Below are 17,923 nucleotides of genomic sequence, written 5' to 3'. Positions count from 1 at the left end.
CTGGCAGACGGACATGAACGACGGTGAACGTTTCGGGGCCCGCAGGTCAACGACGGGTGCGGCGGATCCGCCGCGCCCCTCTCAAGGCGGCCACACCGCCGGCCAGACAGAGGCCGGCGGCTACACCCTCGGCCCAGATGACGGCCCCCGGTCCGGTCCTGGCGAGCTCGGGCGGGCCCTGCGGATCCCGGGCGGTGGGCGGCGCCTCTCCGGAGGCCCTGGGGCTGGATGTGTCACCGGTTCCGCCGATGTCACCGCCGCCGTCGACACCGCCCACGTCACCGGTCCCACCGATGCCACCACCGCCAGCGACACCACCCCCGTCACCGGATCCCCCGATACCCCCACCGCCAGCGACACCACCGTCGACCCCGCCCGCGTCACGGGATCCCTCGATGCCACCACCGCCGCCGACCCCACCGGCGACCCCGCCCGCGTCACGGGATCCCTCGATGCCACCACCGCCGCCGACCCCACCGGCGACCCCGCCCGCGTCACGGGATCCCTCGGTGCCACCACCGCCGCCGACCCCACCGGCGTCACCGGTTCCCCCGATGCCGTCGCCGCCGCCGACCCCACCGGCGTCACCGAATCCCGGAGTGGCGCTGTCGAGGGGCGGGTCGGGCAGCACGTCCCCCTCCCGGCTGAGGCCGCCGACGTCACCCGTACCTCCCGTGTCTTCACCACCGGTATCGCCACCACCGGTGTCGCCACCGTCGCCCTCGTCCTCGACCACGTCGAAGACATAGTCGTCGGACTCACCGACCCAGTCCCCGTCGTCACCCGTCGGCGTCTTCTTGCCGCCGTCGTCACCCGCGGCCTGCTTACGCTGGACGATCGCGGCCTTGGCGGTGATCCGATTGGGTCCGGTGTCGGAGGTGAACGCCATCCGGACCTGGACGGTGACGGTGTGCCCCGCAGGGACGGTGAAGCCGCCGAAGGTGTCGGCGCCGTCGCCGCCGAAGACGCCGATGTGCTCGTCGCGGTCGGTCGTCTCCCAGGTGACGCGGTGCGGGACATCAGGGCGGTCCGGGTCGGAGAACTCCAGCTGGATCTGGTCGGAGGTCAGCTTCCGGTCCTCGTCGGTGAGGACCAGAACCGGGTGGATGGAGCCGCAGGGCTTCGAGGTCGAATTGGTCAGATCCAGGAACCAGGTGCCGTATCCCCCGCCGGACGCATACGTCTCCGGGCCGCCGTGGATCCGGGTCGTGATCGGGAAGTCGCTCGCCGTCGGGGCACCACAGGTGGGCTGCTGGTCGGCGGTGACAGCGACGGGCACCGCGGCGCCGTCGGCGGATGCGGCGGACGCGCCGCCGAGCACGACGGCGGGGACGACGGACGCCGCGGCCAGTCCGAGGGCGATTCCGTGGCGTGGCCGGGGAGGGGGAGGCGTGGGAGGCATTGGGGGACACCCTTTGCTGCTCGTGGCTGCTCGCGAAACGGCCGGATCGCCCCGTGCCCGGAGTTCACCGGTTGTAGGCGGCGACGCTGCCACGCGCGCGCGACCCGGCGGGCGCCGACATGCCGGGAGCCGCCCGGTCGGGCGACCCCAACCGCTCGACCGGCCCTACGCTCCGGCGCCGCCGAGTCGCCCGAACAGCGGAGCGAGGACGAGTTGGGCGGCCCCCTCGGCGACCGGCCGGTCCCCGCCCGCGGTCATGACGAGCGGCACGGCCGCACCGATGCCGTCACGCCGGACGCGCTCACCGATCACGGCCCGGACCCCACGGACGTACGTATCGGGGTCGGCGTCGACGGTGCGGCCGCCCAGCACCACCCGGTCGATGTCGAGCAGCCCGACAAGGTTGGCCGCCCCGGTCCCGAGTACCCGCGCGGCCTCCGCGGCATCGCCGCCCGAGACGGCGGCGATGCAGAGCGCCTCGATACAGCCGCGCCCGCCGCAGCTGCACAGGGGCCCGTCCAGCAGCACGGTCTGGTGCCCGAACTCACCGGCCCCGGTACGGGCCCCGCGATGCACGGCCCCACCGAGTACGAGCCCGGCACCGAGCCCGGTCCCGAGATGCAGATACGCGAAGTCCCCCGGCCCGTCGGCCCGCAGGGCGAGCCCGAGAGCGGCGGCATTGGTGTCCTTGTCGACGACGACGGGCAACCCGGTGCGAGCGGTGAGAGCGTCCCGGAGCGGAAACCCGTCCCACTGCGGAAACCCGGTGACTCGATGCAGCACACCCCCCCGGTGATCAAGCGGCCCGGGCACGGCAACACCCAGCCCGAGCACGGTGGACGGCGGAGCCACGGGGGAGGCCGCGTGCGGCCCGGAGCCGGTCCCGTCGGGGGCGGTGGGCGCGGAGTTCCCCGGCCCCCCTTCCGCGGCCCCGCCCGAGCCTGCCTCTCCTGCCCCGCCCGAGCCTGCCCCTCCCGGCCCGCCCAGCACCACCCCCACCTCCCGCGCCGCAGCGGCGACCACCTCACCCGCCGGTGCGCCGAAGTCCAGCGGCGCCCTGCGGCTCGCCACGACCGTGCCCGCAAGGTCGACCAGGACCACCGTCAGTTCATCGCGGTCCAGATGCAGCCCCACCGCGTGCCCCGCGTCCGGGACCAGTCGCAGCACCGTGCGCGGTTTGCCGCCCGTGGAGGCGCGGTGGCCCGCATCCGCCGCCAGGCCCTCCGCCCGCAGCCGGGCGGTGATCTTGCTGACGGCCTGCGGGGTGAGCCCCGTCCGCTCCGCCAGCTCCAGCCGGCTGATCCCGCGCTCGCCCGCGACACGCAGCAGATCCAGCACGAGCGCCGCGTTGTGGCTGCGCAGTGTCGGTAGGTTCGCCCCGGTATTACTCATGTTCACTGCCCCATTGTCTCCCTCGCTTGCACTTTGGCAACAGCGTTGCTTAAGTGGATTGCATGACTGGCATCACGACACCCGGGACGCCCGGCTCCCCCCTCCGCGTCGGACTCGTCGGCTACGGCCTGGCGGGCTCCGTCTTCCACGCCCCGCTGATCGCCGCGACCGAGGGACTGACCCTCGACACGGTCGTCACGTCGAACGAGGAGCGTCGGGCCCAGGCCCGTGCCGAGTTCCCGGACGTCCGGTTCGCCGCGTCGCCCGACGAGCTGTGGGCGCGCGCCGACGAGCTGGACCTGATCGTGATCGCCTCCCCCAACAAGACCCACGTCCCGATCGCGACCGCCGCGCTCGAAGCCGGTCTGCCGGTCGTCGTGGACAAGCCGATCGCCGGCACGGCCGCCGAGGCGCGCGAGCTCGCCGCGCTGGCGCAGGAGCGCGGGCTGCTGCTGTCCGTCTTCCAGAACCGCCGCTGGGACAACGATTTCCTGACGCTCTCCCGGCTGATCGCGGACGGCGAGCTCGGTGACGTACAGCGCTTCGAGTCCCGTTTCGAGCGGTGGCGCCCGCAGCTCAAGGGCGGCTGGCGCGAGTCGGGCGACCCGGAGGAGATCGGCGGGCTGCTGTACGACCTGGGCAGCCATGTCGTCGATCAGGCGCTCGTGCTGTTCGGCCCGGCGGTGCGGGTGTACGCGGAGTCCGACGTGCGCCGCCCCGGCGCCGTCACCGACGACGACACGTTCCTCGCGATCACCCATGCGAACGGGGTCCGCTCGCATCTGTACGTCAGCGCCACCACCGCCCAGCTCGGGCCGCGCTTCCGCGTGCTCGGCTCGCGGGCCGGTTACGTGAAGTACGGTCTCGACCCGCAGGAGGCCGCCCTGCGTGAGGGCCACCGCCCGTCCGCCGCCGCTGCCGGGTGGGGCGAGGAGCCCGAGGCGCTGTGGGGCCGGACCGGTTCGGGCGAGTCGCCGCTGACCGGTGGCGGCACCCCGGTCCGCACCCTGCCGGGCGACTACCCGGCGTACTACGCGGCGGTCGCCGACGCGGTGCGCGGAAAGGGCGAGAATCCGGTGACGGCACTGCAGGCCGCCGCCGCCCTGGACGTCCTGGAGGCCGCCCGCCGCTCGGCCCGCGAGGGCGTCACCGTAACCCTGTCCACCGCTTCCGAGGAGCAGCCCGCATGAACCCCACCGCTCCGACCATCTCCGAGCTCATCGCGCAGGAGCGCCGGCTGACACTGCCGCATTTCGGTTACGACGACGCGTACGCGCTCGGCGGGCTGCTCGTCTCCATGGCCCGGGAGCGCCACGCACCGGTCGCGATCGACATCCGGCGCGGCGCCCAGCAGCTGTTCCATGCCGCGCTGCCCGGTTCGAGCGCGGACAACGACGCGTGGATCGACCGCAAGCGCAAGGTCGTCGAGCGGTACGGCGAGAGCTCGTACCTGGTCGGGACCCGGTTCCGGGCGAAGGGGACGACGTTCGAGGAATCCTCGCGGCTGGACCAGAACACGTACGCCGCGCACGGCGGTTCGTTCCCGATCGCGGTCGAGGGCGCGGGCGTGATCGGCTCGGTCACGGTGTCCGGGCTGCCGCAGGCGGAGGACCACGCGCTGGTCGTCGAGGCGCTGGAACAGTTCGCCACCACGATGTCCGACTGAGACGGCTGAGACGACTGACGTGACGGAGGGGTGGCTCGCCGCACCAGCGGCACACCACCCCTCCGACCTTTACGCGACGGCTACGCGTCCTTCAGCTCCTGCCGCTGCCGCCCCAGCCCCTCGATCTCCAGCTCGACGACATCCCCCGCCCGCAGATACGGCTTGGGATCCGGCTGCCCCAGGGCCACGCCCGCCGGCGTACCGGTGTTGATGACATCGCCCGGGTACAGCGTCATGAACCGGCTGAGGTAGCGGACCACCTCACCCACCGGGAAGATCTGGTCGGCCGTCGTGCCGTCCTGCTTCAGCTCGCCGTTGACCCAGAGCTTCAGCGGCAGCGCCTGCGGGTCGGAGACCTCGTCGGCCGTCACGAGCCACGGCCCCAGCGGGTTGAACGTCTCGCAGTTCTTGCCCTTGTCCCAGGTGCCGCCGCGCTCGATCTGGAACTCGCGCTCGGAGACGTCGTGCGCGACCGCGTACCCGGCGACGTGGCCGAGCGCTTCCTCGGCGGAGTCCAGGTAACGGGCGGTGCGGCCGATGACGACGGCGAGCTCGACCTCCCAGTCGGTCTTGACGCTGCCGCGCGGCACCAGCACCGTGTCCTCGGGTCCGACGACGGTGTCCGGCGCCTTGAAGAAGAGGATCGGTTCGGCCGGAATCGCCGCTCCGGTCTCGGTGGCGTGGTCGTGGTAGTTCAGCCCGATGCACACGATCTTGCCGATTCGGGCGAGCGGCGGCCCGACCCGCAGCCCGTCGGCGTCGAGTGCGGGCAGCTCGCCGGGCGCGGCCGCGGCGGCCCGTACCCGCGCCAGCGCGGACTCGTCGGCGAGCAGGGCGCTGTCGATGTCGGCGACGATCCCCGACAGGTCACGCAGGGTTCCGTCCTGGTCCAGCAGCGCCGGTCGTTCCGCACCTGCCGTACCCACACGAAGCAGCTTCAACGGTCTTTCTCCCCTTGGTCGAGATCGGGCCCGTCGGATGGGTGGCGGCCATCGCAGGCTTGGCCGATCCTCCAAGACATCGGATCACTCCGCAAGACGGTGTTCACACAGTGGACCGGCGCACTCGCCTCGCGGGTTACGCCACGGTGGCCATGGCGGCGCCCGCGGCCAGCATGTCGCGGTAGAGAACGGTGCGCTCGATCGCGGTCCAGGTGGTGCTCGTGACGATGTAGAGCGCGGCGGCGAGCGGCACGTACGCCACCGAGACGAGCGTGAAGAAGGACATCAGCGGCATCAGCTTCGTCATCGCGCCCATGCCCGGCACGGGCTGTCCGTCGGGACCGGTGGCGGGGGTGGCCGGGGCGGCCGCGAGCTGGCGCTTCGTACGGCGGTAGTTGAACGTCGCGACGACGGCGACGATCACGAAGAGGCCGAGATAGACGACGCCCTGGGTGCCGAACGGTCCACCGGCCGCGAGCGCTTCGTGCCAGTGCTCGCCGAGCGGGGCGCCGAAGAGATCGTGGCTGAGCAGTTCGTTGGAGTTGCCACCGATCGTCGGACTGGAGAAGAGGTGGTACAGCAAGAAGAAGGCGGGCATCTGCAGGAGGCTGGGCAGGCAGCCCGACAGCGGCGAGACCTTCTCCTCCCGGTGCAGTTCCATGAGCGCCTTCTGCATGCGCTCGGGGTTCTTGGCGTGTTTCTTGCGCAACTCGGCGATCTGCGGCTGGAGCCTGGTGCGGGCCTTCTGCCCACGCGCCGCGGCCCGCGAGAGGGGGTGCACGGCAAGTCGAACGAGCGCGGTGAAGAGGACGATCGCGGCGGCGGTGGCCGCGCCCTGGAAGAGCGGGTGCAGCAGATCGGCGAAGGAGCCGACCAGGGCGGCGAAAGCGGACATGAACGTGGCCATGGACATGGATGAGCCCTCCAGGGGTCTCGTCGTGCCGGGAGAAGGACGATCTGGCTCGGCATGACGACCCGCGTGGGGCACGCCTGAGCACACGTACTCGTGCTCGGGCGGAGAAGGTGCGAAGTCCCTACGCGGCCGTCAGGAGGGCACGGCCGGGGGCTCGGGGCCGCCTGCGCCCCTTGGCGTCGGGATCGCGCTGCGGCAGGAACGCGGTGCGTTTCTCGCGGTCGCGCATGGCGGTACGGACCCGGGTGCGGGGCACCGGGTCGGCGCAGCGGGCACTGATGACCGAACAGGCGACGAGCGCGGAACCGGCGGCGGCGGTGGCGGCGAGCGCGACCGCCGCGGAGAGGCTGCCGCTCTCGGCGAGGAGAACCTCGGTGAGCAGGAAGAGCAGGATTCCGACGGGCCGGGGCAGGCGGGCGATGCCACCGCGCAGGCGGTTGTCGATACTGCTGCTCATCGATCCCTCCCCCGCTCGGTCCGGTGGGCTCGCTCGTTCGGCCCTCCAGTTTTTATACACGATGGCCCCGGGAGCCGGTTTTATACACGATGGCCCCGGGAGCCGGCCGACGCCGGACGGGGGCGGTCCCCAGCGGCCGGAGGAGCCGGCGCCGCGCGAGCAGGGCACGGCCGTGCTCACGCTGGGCCGGGACGGAGTCCGGCGACGGCACGGCCGGCCCACAAGGGCCTACCGCCCCCTGGCTCCCGTCAGCCTGCCCCACACGACGAGGCGGTACCGGGAGGTGAATTCGGGCGTGCACGTGGTCAGCGTCACGTAGGCACCGGGCTCGCTGTACCCGACGTGGGGCCGCACATTGCTGCGCGGAACGGCGGCGATCACCCCGCTGTCCCGCGGCGACGTCCGGGACAGCGTCTTGTCGACGACGTACGTGTACACCCGCTCCCGGGTCTCGACGGTGATCCGGTCACCCCGGCGCAGCCGGTTGATGTACCGGAACGGTTCGCCGTGCGTGTTGCGGTGCCCGGCGAGCGCGAAGTTCCCGGCGCCGCCTGGCTGCGCGGTGCGCGGGTAGTGCCCGACGTACCCCTTGTCGAGGACGCCGCTCTTGCTGATGCCCTGGGCGACGGGGGCGGTGAGCCCGAGGCGCGGGATGCGGATGACGGCGTACGCCTGATCCCAGCGAGGCGCGCGCGCCGCAGCCGTCGTACGCCCGCTCCCGCCACCACCACCCCGCGACACCGGGGCCGAGCCGTCGTCCCCGTCCCCGCCCTCCGAGGGCCCCACCGGCTGTCCGCCCCCGTCCGTGGCCCGGCCCCACTCCTGCTCCAGGGCCTGCACCTGGTCCTCGGCTCCCGCCCTGGCCTGCCGATTGGTCCACCACAGCTGATGGACGACGAGAAGCAGCAGCACGACGCCCAGGGTCATGACCGCCTCGGCGCCCGTCCACAGCCCACGCGCGGCGACGCGCCGCCCACGCGGGTTCCGCTGCACCGCGACAGGTATCCGCTCCCTCACGGCCCGCACGATAAGGGCACGACCCGTAACTCACCAGGGGCGGAACAACCCTCCGCCCAGTAGCCGTACAGCAGTACGGTGTGGTTCATGCGCCCCGACACGCCTGCTGACCACATCGCCGAAGCCGAGCGCCTGCTGCGCACCGCGGCGCAGTACCCCGACGACCGGGAGCCACTGCTCCTGCGCGCCGCGGCCCACCTGGAACTCGCCGACCAGCGCCCCCGCGCCACCACCCTCTACGACGAACTGCTCGCCGCGGCTCCCGCCGCCCCGTCCCTGATCAAGGCCCTCAAGGCAGCGAACCTCTGGGAGTACGGTCACGAGGCCGAGGCCCGCGCCATCATCGACGGCCTCCGCGCGGCGGGACCGCTCGATGCCGCCCCCTGGAGGATCGCGGCCGAGACCCTCGAATCGCACGACGAGCTGGATTCGGCGCACGACTTCTTCTCGACCGCGCTGACCCTGCTCCTCGCTCCGGGCGAGGAAGTCCCGTACGCCACCCAGTCCCTGCTGTTCGGCCGCCACCGCGTACGACGTCTGATGGGCCTCGGCCACGACGCCTGGGACGAGCTCGCCGACACCCTCCACAGCGCCACGGTCCCGCTGGACGAGCTCCACGACCCGAAGCGCCTGTGGTCGCTGGGCTCGTCCGACCCGGGCGAGCTCCAGGCCGAGATCATCCGCCTCCGCGCGGAACTGGGTACCTACCGCATGGCGCTGTCCCGCCCGTTCCCGGTGGCGGTCCTGCACTGGACGGCGGCGGAACTCGACGAGCTCCTCACCGCGTACCCGGCCCTGCGCGCCGAGTACCCGTCCCACCCCGAGCACCTGACCCGCCTGGAAGCCGCTCTCCGCGACCTGCACGCGGCAGGCACCCCGAACCTCGGCATCGTCACCGGCACGGTTCCGTCGTACGAGGCGTTCGCCGCCTCGGAGGCGGCGTCACCGTCCGACCCGGACCTCCTCCCCCAGTACGCCACCACCCTCGCGGCCCGCGGCCGCGCGGTCCCGTGGCCGCCGGCCCGGAGCGCGGCGTGCTGGTGCGGATCGGGACGGGCCTACCGGGAGTGCCACGGGGCGGCGTGACCGGCAGCGCACGACCGGCACGGATCATGGTGATGGTCTTCGCGGCCCCGTGGTTGGAGCTGGTGGGGTTGCTTCGGGTGCTTTCGGGCCCGGTTTCCGGGTAGGCCTGCTGAAAACCTGGTGCGCTGCGTCGGCCGAGTCGCCGGACTCACGCCATGACCGCCGAGATCACGCGAATCGGTCCCGCCGAGCTCCATCCGGAGACCGCCGTCGTGTCAGGGGTGGGTTCGGGTGTCGTTGCATGGGGTGGAGTTGGCCCGACGGGAGCGGCTGACCCGGAGCAGACCGAAGGCCGGCACCGTGGAGACGGTGCCGGCCGGTGGCGGGGAGCGGTCCGGCAACCACTCCCCGCCGGTTCCCCGTGCGCAGCGGGGTTGTGGCGCACGGGGGGCGTGGGTGTCCTACGCGGGGACGAAGCTCCAGCGCTGCGCCGGGATGCCCTTGTCGGGTTCCTGGACCAGAAGACCCCTGGTCTCGCTGACGGTTACCACGAGGTCACCACTGGTGGTCAGGGCGTATCCGCCTTCCGGAGCGCGTACCACCCGGAACGTCTGGGTCTCGCCTGTCCCACAGTGGCTCAGGACTGCCTTCGCGGTGCTCTTGTTCCCCACCTGGAGGCACTTGCCGCCCGAGACGCTCTTGACGCGATAACTGCCGTCCGGGTTCGCGGTGAAGACGAACTTCTGGCTGTCGACGGCCTCCTCCTCCCTCGGAGTTACGCTCAGCTGCCTGCCCTTGCTGGGGGCGGTGACGGCGCCGCCGTCAGCGCGGCTGAGGATCTGGTACGTACCGCCGGAGGTGATGGGGTCGATGGGCTTCTCCCCGGCGAGGTGCAGCCAGTCGAAGTCGACCGTGACCGGCCCGCGGGTCTGCTGGGGGCCGATGGCCATCACACCGAACCGGGGGGCAGGCACCTCGTTGCTCACCGTGCCCAGCGACTTCCAGTCGTTGCCTCCGTCGCTGATCTCGCCTGTGTAGGTGTTGCCGGACTTGGTGAGCCGCAGGTGCCACCAGCCACTCTCGGGGAGGGAGACGTCGATCGAACGGTTGCCGCCCTGACCGAACACCCCGGCGTTCTCGGAGACCAGCTCCGCCTTGAGCGACCGAGCCGAGTCCGGTGCGTTGACCGCGACCACGTCGAACTTCACGTAGTCGTCGTCATTGCCGTGGACCAGGAGGCCGGCGAGCTGGTAGCGCTCCTTCAGGTCGCCGCGCATGCGCGTCTCGACGACCCAGTCGCCTTCCGGTGCGTTCTGCAGGACCAGGTTCTCCGGGTTGCCGTTCGCCGAGCCGTTGATGTCGCCCGGCTCAGTGTCGATGCTCAGTGAGCCCTCCGACATGCGGATGGTGTTGAGGTCCGGGCGGACCACCGAGCCCCAGCGGCAGCCGTCGAGCCGGTCGCTGTTGAACTCGTCGCTGACCGACACCGTGGGATCCGGCGCGGTGCAGGTGATCGGCGGCATGGGAGCCGGGCGCACGGCCACCTTCACGGAGGCCTTCCCGGTCCGGCCGGCCGAGTCGGTGACGGTGACCGACGCGGTGTAGTTGCCGGCCTTGTCGTAGGTATGGGACGGCTCGGCGTCCGTTCCGGTCTTTCCGTCGCCGAAGGTCCAGGCGTACGTGAAGGGGGTGTTGTTCTCCGGGTCCGTCACACTCGTGCCGAACTTCACGGTCAGGGGCGCGGTTCCGGAGTCCGGGGTCGCGGTCACGGTCACGTAGGGGGCCGCGTTGACCGAGACGCCCTTGCCTATGAAGTCGAACAAGTCGACGGTGAACTGGTTGTCGGCGGTCGTGCGGAAGACCGCGTGGAGCTTCATCGTGCCGCCGGGGTCGGTGACGTCCACCGCGGGCAGGGTGGTGTACGTGTCGAGTCCGCCGGTGGCCTTGACCGGCAGGGTGGCGATCAGCTTGCCCGTCGGTGAGTCCTGACGCAGCTCGATGGACCCGCCGGCGGAGGCCGAGGAAACGCGGGCGGTGACCTTGTTGATGTTCGTCAGGTTCACCGGGTCGAAGGAGATCCAGTCGCCGTTACCGATCCCGCCGACACGCTTGCTGGCCTCGGCGCCCGCGTTGTTCTCCACGGAGATGCCGTTGGATGCGGAGAAGTACTCGGCCTGCTTGTGCTTGGGCTGGATGACCGTGATGTCGCTTCCGGTCAGCGCGGGCTGTCCGTTCGCGCCCTTGTCGGTGTAGCTGGCGTCGATCGAGTAGAAGATGTCGGCGTCGGCGTGGCCTTCGTCGATCAGGGTGGTGAACTCACCCGAGCACGCCTTGATCGGATCGATCGGGTGGGCGTGCGCGTCGTGTCCGAGGGCGGGCTGGACGACGGCCTTGGTGCAGTCGGCGGCGCCGTCCTCGGGGTCGGTGATGTCCAGGTCGAAGGCGACCTTGTCGCCGAATTCGAAGAACCCGCCGTTGGCAGGGGTCTTCGTGGTCACCTTCGGCGCCGTGTTGCCGACGGTCACGGCGACATTGGCGGTGCCCGTCTTGCCGGAGGCGTCCTTGACGTTCAGCTGGACGTTGCGGACGCCGTTCGTGGTGAACACGTGGGTGGGATTGGCCTCCGTCGAGGTCCCGCCGTCGCCGAAGTCCCAGGCGTAGGTGACGGCACCGCCCTCGGGGTCGGCCGAACCCTCGCTGGAGAATGCCACGTTGAGCGGGGCCTGGCCGGACGACGGGGTCGCGGTGGCCTTGGCCACGGGGCGGCGGTTGCCCTGGGTGTAGTCAATCCGGTAGACGCCCGAGTCGGGGTTGTCGCGGCCGTAGCCGCCGCCCCATTCCACGACGTACATCGCACCGTCAGGCCCGAACTTCATGTCCATCGGCGCGAGCGTCTTCATGCTGGTGAACCAGGGGTCGATCTTCAGCAGCTTGCCGTCGTCGTCCTGGGAGAACGTCCAGATCTTGTTCCGGGCCCAGTCGAAGAAGAAGGGCTTGCCGTCGTAGAACTCGGGGAACTTGACGTCCGACGCGAGGTCCGGGTCGTACTCGTAGCGCGGGCCCGCCATGGGCGCTTCGCCGCCGTCGCCCAGCTCCGGGAACTTGTTGCCGTTGCTGCCGTTGCCGTACCAGACGATGGCGGGCTTGGCGGCGGGCAGGTCGGTGAGACCGGTGTTGTTGGGCGAGTTGTTCACCGGCTTGGCGCAGTCGAACTTTGCGCCCGAGGTGTTCGTCGCGAAGTCGAAGTCGTTGAACGGGATGTTGTCGCCCACGCAGTACGGCCAGCCGTAGTTGCCCGGCCCGTTGATCACGTTCCACTCGACGATTGCGGCGGGACCGCGGGAGGCGTTGTCGCCGCCGGCGTCAGGTCCGTAGTCGGCCATGTACAGGGTGCCGTCTGATGCCACATTGAACCGGAACGGGTTACGGAATCCCATCGCGTAGATCTCGGGCTTCGTCTTGGCCGTGCCGGGGGCGAACATGTTGCCCTCGGGAATGGTGTACTTGCCGTCAGGCTCGGGATGGATCCTGAGGATCTTGCCGCGCAGGTCGTTGGTGTTGGCCGAGGTCTTCTGCGCGTCGAACAGGTCCCGGCCGCTGCGCTCGTCGATCGGGGAGTACCCGCTGGACTGGAACGGGTTGGTATCGTCACCGACGCCGATGTAGAGATTGCCGTTCGGCCCGAACTCCATGTAGCCGCCGGTGTGACCGGGCTCCTCGCGCCGGGAGGCCGGCACTTCGAGGACGGTGACCTCGGAGTCGGGGTCGATCACGTGGTCGTTCACCGTGAACCGGGACACCCGGTTGATCTCCGCGGTCCCGGGTGGCGAGTAGTAGACGAAGATATGCTTGTCCGTCGCAAAGTTCGGTGAGAGGGCGAGGGATGTCAGTCCGTCCTCGCCGCCTGAGTAGACGTTCTTGCGCAGCGCCGTGCCGGTGGTCTTGGTCGTGGGGTCGTAGAACTTGATCTCGCCGAGCAGCTCGGTGTAGAAGACCGTCCCGTCGGGAGCGATGTCCAGCGAGGTGGGAGCCTTGGTGCTGTCGTCCAGCGTGACCTTCTCGAAGCTGGAGTCCACCGTGGCGCCGCAGTCCGAGGGGACGACCCCGGCAGCGGTCTTGATGCCGCCGAGCACATGGTTCACGAAGTTCGGATCGGTGTAGTCGGCGGCGTTGTGCCCCATACCCGTGGCCCACACGCGGCCGCCATCGGCCTCACGGCACCAGGAGATGGGGTGATCAGTACCCATCTTCGAGGGCCCCGGGTTGTAGGTGGACTCGTCGACCTCGACCAGGGGGTGGACCTTGCCACGCATCCCGGCGGTGAAGTTGTACCACTCCTCCTTCCTCGTCCAGCGGTCCGGCAGGTGCTTGGTGGACTCGTGCACCTCGTCGATCTGGTAGGCGGTGCCCTCCTCGCCGTTGGACGAGTGGGCGGTCATGTGGGCGCCGCCGTTGACGAACGCGTCCCACCAGGGGAACGACGAGTCGATGTTCATGTCCGTGGCGTTGTGGATGGCGACGATGCCGCCGCCGTCGCCCACGTACTTCTTGACGGCGTCGCGCTGCGCGTCGTTGTCCCAGACCATGCCGCCGTTCTGCAGCATGATGACGACGTCGAACCGCGCGAGGTCGGCGTCGTTGAAGATGGCCGAGTCCTCGGACTTCTCGACCGCGAAGTGGTGGTCGACGGCGAGCTTGTCGACCATCTTGATGCCTTCGGGGATGGAGTCGTGCCGGTAAGAGCCGGCGGCGACCTCGGTGAACAGCAGTGCCCGGAACTCGTCATGGGCGGCTGCGGGTGTGGGCGTCATTAGGCCCATGCCGACGGCACCGGCCACGCCCAGGCCGAGTGTCGCCCGGCGGAAGGATCTGCGGGTTCTCATAATTTCCACTTTCCTGACTGGAATACGACGCGGCGTGCCGGCGCCGACGCTGCACGTGCTCATCCCTGCTGGGCGATCACCCCCCGTAGAAAGGCCAACCCTTCGGCGGCGAGCGCGTCCTGACTGGACGCGAGCGGCCGCCAGATGGAAGCGGCGGTCGCGATGCTCGCATTCAGCGCGGTGAACGACTCGATGCACAGCGGGCCCGTGTAGTCCGCGTCAGCGAGCGCGGTGAGGAGCGACGACCAGTCGAGGTGGTCGGCGCCGGGGGCGCCCCGGTCGTTCCCGCAAACCTGGACGTGTGCGATCCGGCCGTGGGCCGAGCGGACCGCGGCTGCGATGTCCCGTTCCTCGATGTTCTGGTGGTAGACGTCGAGCGCGATGCCACAGCCGTCCGCGGGCAGTCCCTCGATGGCGTCCAGGGTCTGCGCGACGGTATTGAGGAGGCTGGTCTCGTAGCGGTTCAGCGGCTCGACCGCCACTGTCACCCCCGCCGCGCGCGCATGGTCAACAACCGGTGCAAGAGCATCGCGCAACTCCTCGTAGCGGGAGCGTCGTTCACCGGCCGTCATGCGCCAGGTCCGGCCGACGGACGCGTACGCCGGGCCGGCGATCACGGGTGACCCGACCTGCGCGGCGACGTCGACGACATGCCGCAGATAGTCCTGGGTGGCGGTGACGGTGTCCGGGGCGGCATCGACGAGTTCACGTCCGGGGGGCATCACCAGGCACACGCTCGCGCCAAGGCCGTGGTCGGACAGGACGCGGGCGGCCGCGGCCGGATCCCAGTCGCCCGGATTCTCCACCGGAAGTTCGAGCACGTCGAAGCCCTCCGCGGCCGCTTTGGCTGCGAGTTCGACGAGTGCCGGGTCGTCGAGCGGCGAGGTCCATACCCAGGTGTTGACGCCGATGGCATGCACCGCGCCGCTCCTCGCCCCTGTCACTTCCAGGGTCCCGGGTAGCCCGGCATGGACTCGCATCCGCACATGGCGTAGTGCAGGGGCGGCAGGTCCTTCTGGATGTAGTCGCCGACCTTGTCGGCGCCGATCGAAGGCTGCGGCAGCACCCACTCCTTGGGCACCTGCTTGCCCTCAAGGATGTTCAGCGCGGCGATGACCGGCGTACGCCACTGGTAGGTCGGGTACGTGGGGGCGATCGCGGTCAGCTTGTCCTGGGCCCAGATCTGCAGGAAGTCCTGCTGGTCCTCGCCGACGATCGCCGGGACCTCCCCGCCGGCGTCCTGGAACGCCTCGATGGCTGCGACCGAGGTGGCGCCGGCGTCCATCCAGACGCCGTCGATGGAGCCCTCGCGCTGGATGTAGTCACTCACGATGCTCTTGGTCTTGGCCGCGTCGCCGTCGGTGAATTCCACGCCCACGACGTCCAGTTCGCTGTCCTTGAAGATCTGGTCGGCCGCAGCCCACCGCTGCTCCAGCACGTCGACACCCGGCAGGATGCGCAGCGCGAGGATCTTTCCGCCGGGCTTCACCTTCTCCTTGAGGAACTCGGCGCCGTCCGCGCCGAACGCGAAGCCGCCAATGGGGTGGATGAAGGTGACCGGGCAGTCGGTCTTCACCCCGCGGTCGAAGACGATCACCGGGACGTCGGTCTTGCAGGCCGCCTCGACGGCCGGTGTCAGTGTGGCGGTGGTGTTCGGTGACACGATCAGTGCGCTGCAGTTCTTCGAGGCGAACGACTGGATGTCGCTGATCTGCTTGTCGTCCTTGGCCTCGGCGTCGAGCACAGTGAACTTGGTGATCTCGCGGTGCTGCTTCACTTCTTGCTGCATCGTCTTGAAGCCGACCTGCCGCCAGGGGTTGTTGACGGCGGCGTTGGAGAAGCACAGGTGGTACTTGCCGCCGGGCTTGGCGTACTTGGCGGTGTCCACCATCTCGGGTGCGAGCATCTGCTCCCACGGCTTGCCCTCGGGGCCCTCGGGGGCGGCGGTACGGAACGCGAGCTGACGCTCGTACTCGGCCCGGTCGAAGAACTCCGACTTCGACGCGTCTTCTTTCGGTGCGGAGGACGAGGCACCGGTGGCGCCCTTGTTCTCGGCGGGCAGGTCGCTGGAGCACCCGGCCAGGGCGAGGAAGCCCACTACGGCCGCGGCGGACCATCTCCGATTCATGTTTCTCTCCTTGTTGCAGTGGATGTGGCGGGTTGTGGCACCGCGAGCGCGGAACAGCACGGTGCGGAAGCCGGGTTGGGCGGTCACTGGGCAGCTGGCGCCATGGCCACGGCTTCGCGCCGCCTGCGCAGCCGGAGCCGGGAGCCGAGTGACGCGTAGGCAACAGCCGCGATGATGATCACGCCTTGTACGGCCGACTCCAGCGCCCCGGACACACCGAGGAGGTTGAGCAGGGAGAACAGCGCCTCCAGCGACAGCGCACCGGCGGCCGCCGCGACCGCTGACCCCCGGCCGCCGCCGAGGAGCACGCCGCCGAGCACGACGGCCGTGATCGCGCGGAACTCCAGCCCCTCGCCGACCTGTGCCGACACCCCGGCAAAACCGCCGAGCACGATCGCGGCGACCGCCGCGAGTACGCCGGACAGCACGAAGGCGAGCAGCTTCAGCCGCGCCACCCGGCCGCCGGCCAGGTGCACGGCCGTCTCGTTGTCACCGATCGCGACCAGGGTGCGGCCGGTGCCGCTGCGCATGAAAAGCACCGCGCCGAGGAGAATCGCCACCAGGATGACCACGGACCACGGCAGCACACCGATGAGCGGCAGATCGGTTCCCTCTCGGCCGAAGACCCTGAAGCCGTCCGACAGGGCGCCGCGCGGCGCGCCGCCCGACCACAGGAACACAGCTCCGTCGAGTACGAGCAGCATGCCTAGGGTGACGATGAACGAGGGGACCATCAGCTGGGTCGTGATCAGGCCGTTGACCAGCCCGACGAGTGCGCCGAGGCCGAGCAGCAGCAGCATCACCCAGGCGGTCGCCGACTCCTGGCCGTCGATCAGCCGGGCCGCGATCACCACCTCGGCGGTGACCAGGGAGCCGACGGACAGGTCGAAGCCGCCGGAGACGATCACGAAGTACTGGCCGATCGCCAGGATTATCAGGGGCGCGGCACGCTTGAGCAGCGCGAGCCAGCCCGCGGGCTCGGAGTAGGCCGGGCCCTCGATGGTGAGGGCGACGAGCAGGACGGCGAGGACGACAAGCACCGGCGCCGTGCCGGAGGCCAGGCGGGGCAGCGGGATTCTGGGAGTGCTCATGCCGTCCTCCGGGTCAGCTGGCGGCGGGCGTACAGGGCGACCGCGACGATCAGGACCACGCCGCGCACCACGTCCTTGAAGAACGGGTCCACGGAGAGGTCGTCGAAGACGGTGTCCAGGGTCGCGAGGATGAAGACGCCGCCGATGGTGCCGGTCACTCCCCCGCGGCCGCCGGCGAGCAGGGTGCCGCCGAGAACAACGGCGGCGATCGACTCCAGGTCGTAGCCGGCGTCCGTACCGACGTACGGCGCCCCGGAACCGAGCCGGCTCGCCAGGAGCACCCCCGCGAGACCCGCGGCCACCGCGCAGAGCACATGGGCGGTGACGATGGTGCGTCGGGTCCGTACGCCGGACAGCCGGGCGACGTCGACGTCACCGCCCACCGCGTACATGTGGTAGCCGCCCCGGGTGCGGGAGAGGAACCACCAGGCGACTGCGGCGATCACCAGCATGGTGATGGCCGACAGGGGCACGGGTCCGATACGGCTGAAGCCCAGCTGCTGGAAGTCACGCGGCACACTGCCCGCGGGGCCCGTGTAGGTGTTCTCGAGATAGCCGCGCAGGATGAGCGCGACACCGAGGGTGGCGATGAACGCGTTGGCGTGCAGCATGGTGATGACCAGACCGTTCACCAGGCCGATGAGCGCCGCGACGCCGAGGGCGAGAAGCACTCCGGGGACCATCATGCCGACCTGCCCCGCCATGGTCTCGGCGGTGACGAGGGAGCAGAGGCCGACGACGTAGGCGACGGACAGGTCGAGTGATCCGGTGACGATGACCATCGTCTGGCCGATGGCCACGAGTCCGAGGGCGGTGCTGCGGGTGAGGATGTTCTGCACGCCGCCCTCGTCGAGCAGCACCCCGCCGCGCACACCGACCAGGACGCTGCCGGCGACGAGCAGGACCGCCAAAGCAAGATAGACGGTCACGGTGGGGGTGAGCGACAGTCTGCGTTCGGCCGCCGGTGCTGCGGGGCCAGCCGTGGCGGGGGCCGTCTCCCTGAGCAT

General features: G+C 70.4%; 14 protein-coding genes. 3 read left to right on the top strand and 11 right to left on the bottom strand.

Annotated elements, in window-relative coordinates; all coding sequences use genetic code 11:
- Positions 1-46: 46 nt before the first annotated feature.
- Positions 47-1,402 carry a hypothetical protein gene (locus tag OH809_RS27385; RefSeq protein ID WP_406419772.1) on the bottom strand — a complete coding sequence of 452 codons (1,356 nt, stop codon included), beginning with the start codon at positions 1,400-1,402 and terminating at the stop codon, positions 47-49.
- Positions 1,403-1,567: 165 nt separating this feature from the next.
- Entirely contained in the window at positions 1,568-2,794 is a 1,227-nt protein-coding gene (locus OH809_RS27380) for an ROK family protein (RefSeq protein ID WP_406424949.1), read from the bottom strand.
- A gap of 62 nt (positions 2,795-2,856) precedes the next feature.
- Here OH809_RS27380 and OH809_RS27375 point away from each other — a divergent pair, with 62 nt between their 5' ends.
- Together OH809_RS27375 and OH809_RS27370 are read left to right on the top strand one after the other, a co-directional pair.
- Positions 2,857-3,984: a Gfo/Idh/MocA family oxidoreductase gene (locus tag OH809_RS27375; RefSeq protein WP_406419774.1), complete on the top strand. Its 1,128-nt coding sequence runs from the start codon at positions 2,857-2,859 to the stop codon at positions 3,982-3,984.
- On the top strand, positions 3,981-4,460 hold the full coding sequence (locus OH809_RS27370; protein WP_406419776.1) for a heme-degrading domain-containing protein: 480 nt from the start codon (positions 3,981-3,983) through the stop codon (positions 4,458-4,460). Before OH809_RS27375 ends, OH809_RS27370 begins: the two co-directional genes overlap by 4 nt.
- Before the next feature lie 80 nt (positions 4,461-4,540).
- Here the strand turns inward: OH809_RS27370 and OH809_RS27365 are convergent, their stop codons facing one another.
- The 4 genes from OH809_RS27365 to OH809_RS27350 all read right to left on the bottom strand — a co-directional run bounded on the left by OH809_RS27365 (position 4,541) and on the right by OH809_RS27350 (position 7,797).
- Positions 4,541-5,401 carry a fumarylacetoacetate hydrolase family protein gene (locus tag OH809_RS27365; protein WP_406419778.1) on the bottom strand — a complete coding sequence of 287 codons (861 nt, stop codon included), beginning with the start codon at positions 5,399-5,401 and terminating at the stop codon, positions 4,541-4,543.
- A 136-nt stretch (positions 5,402-5,537) separates the two neighbouring features.
- Positions 5,538-6,308 (bottom strand): YidC/Oxa1 family membrane protein insertase, encoded by a 771-nt coding sequence (locus OH809_RS27360; protein ID WP_406516288.1) that lies wholly within the window; start codon positions 6,306-6,308, stop codon positions 5,538-5,540.
- A 127-nt stretch (positions 6,309-6,435) separates the two neighbouring features.
- A complete protein-coding gene (locus tag OH809_RS27355; RefSeq protein ID WP_406419779.1) occupies positions 6,436-6,771 on the bottom strand; it encodes a DUF6412 domain-containing protein in 336 nt (111 codons plus the stop codon).
- 228 nt (positions 6,772-6,999) lie between these two features.
- The gene (locus tag OH809_RS27350) at positions 7,000-7,797 is read right to left on the bottom strand and encodes a class E sortase (protein ID WP_406419780.1); all 798 of its coding nucleotides are present in this window, start codon (positions 7,795-7,797) and stop codon (positions 7,000-7,002) included.
- 78 nt (positions 7,798-7,875) lie between these two features.
- Between OH809_RS27350 and OH809_RS27345 the strand changes: the two genes are divergently transcribed.
- Entirely contained in the window at positions 7,876-8,874 is a 999-nt protein-coding gene (locus OH809_RS27345) for an SEC-C domain-containing protein (protein WP_406419782.1), read from the top strand.
- Between the two features lie 401 nt (positions 8,875-9,275).
- Here OH809_RS27345 and OH809_RS27340 read toward each other — a convergent pair whose 3' ends face one another.
- From OH809_RS27340 to OH809_RS27320, 5 genes are all read right to left on the bottom strand, one after another.
- The gene (locus tag OH809_RS27340; RefSeq protein WP_406419784.1) at positions 9,276-13,697 is read right to left on the bottom strand and encodes a ThuA domain-containing protein; all 4,422 of its coding nucleotides are present in this window, start codon (positions 13,695-13,697) and stop codon (positions 9,276-9,278) included.
- A gap of 59 nt (positions 13,698-13,756) precedes the next feature.
- Positions 13,757-14,617 carry a sugar phosphate isomerase/epimerase family protein gene (locus tag OH809_RS27335; protein WP_406419785.1) on the bottom strand — a complete coding sequence of 287 codons (861 nt, stop codon included), beginning with the start codon at positions 14,615-14,617 and terminating at the stop codon, positions 13,757-13,759.
- Between the two features lie 20 nt (positions 14,618-14,637).
- A complete protein-coding gene (locus tag OH809_RS27330) occupies positions 14,638-15,825 on the bottom strand; it encodes a substrate-binding domain-containing protein (protein WP_406419787.1) in 1,188 nt (395 codons plus the stop codon).
- Between the two features lie 83 nt (positions 15,826-15,908).
- Positions 15,909-16,916, bottom strand: coding sequence for an ABC transporter permease (locus OH809_RS27325; RefSeq protein WP_406419788.1), 1,008 nt, complete (start codon positions 16,914-16,916; stop codon positions 15,909-15,911).
- Entirely contained in the window at positions 16,913-17,923 is a 1,011-nt protein-coding gene (locus OH809_RS27320) for an ABC transporter permease (RefSeq protein WP_406424953.1), read from the bottom strand. The genes OH809_RS27325 and OH809_RS27320 overlap by 4 nt, the downstream gene beginning before the upstream one ends.

The organism is Streptomyces sp. NBC_00873, assembly GCF_045207415.1.
GTDB lineage: Bacteria > Actinomycetota > Actinomycetes > Streptomycetales > Streptomycetaceae > Streptomyces.
This window is presented reverse-complemented; position numbering and strand designations above follow the sequence as displayed.

What these genes read in the sequence shown, in the direction of transcription:
- OH809_RS27385 (WP_406419772.1), bottom strand. Translation starts at nt 1,402, where the DNA reads ATGCCTCCCACGCCTCCCCCTCCCCGGCCACGCCACGGAATCGCCCTC.
- OH809_RS27380 (WP_406424949.1), bottom strand. Translation starts at nt 2,794, where the DNA reads ATGAGTAATACCGGGGCGAACCTACCGACACTGCGCAGCCACAACGCG.
- OH809_RS27375 (WP_406419774.1), top strand. Translation starts at nt 2,857, where the DNA reads ATGACTGGCATCACGACACCCGGGACGCCCGGCTCCCCCCTCCGCGTC.
- OH809_RS27370 (WP_406419776.1), top strand. Translation starts at nt 3,981, where the DNA reads ATGAACCCCACCGCTCCGACCATCTCCGAGCTCATCGCGCAGGAGCGC.
- OH809_RS27360 (WP_406516288.1), bottom strand. Translation starts at nt 6,308, where the DNA reads ATGGCCACGTTCATGTCCGCTTTCGCCGCCCTGGTCGGCTCCTTCGCC.
- OH809_RS27355 (WP_406419779.1), bottom strand. Translation starts at nt 6,771, where the DNA reads ATGAGCAGCAGTATCGACAACCGCCTGCGCGGTGGCATCGCCCGCCTG.
- OH809_RS27345 (WP_406419782.1), top strand. Translation starts at nt 7,876, where the DNA reads ATGCGCCCCGACACGCCTGCTGACCACATCGCCGAAGCCGAGCGCCTG.
- OH809_RS27340 (WP_406419784.1), bottom strand. Translation starts at nt 13,697, where the DNA reads ATGAGAACCCGCAGATCCTTCCGCCGGGCGACACTCGGCCTGGGCGTG.
- OH809_RS27330 (WP_406419787.1), bottom strand. Translation starts at nt 15,825, where the DNA reads ATGAATCGGAGATGGTCCGCCGCGGCCGTAGTGGGCTTCCTCGCCCTG.
- OH809_RS27325 (WP_406419788.1), bottom strand. Translation starts at nt 16,916, where the DNA reads ATGAGCACTCCCAGAATCCCGCTGCCCCGCCTGGCCTCCGGCACGGCG.
- OH809_RS27320 (WP_406424953.1), bottom strand. Translation starts at nt 17,923, where the DNA reads ATGCTCAGGGAGACGGCCCCCGCCACGGCTGGCCCCGCAGCACCGGCG.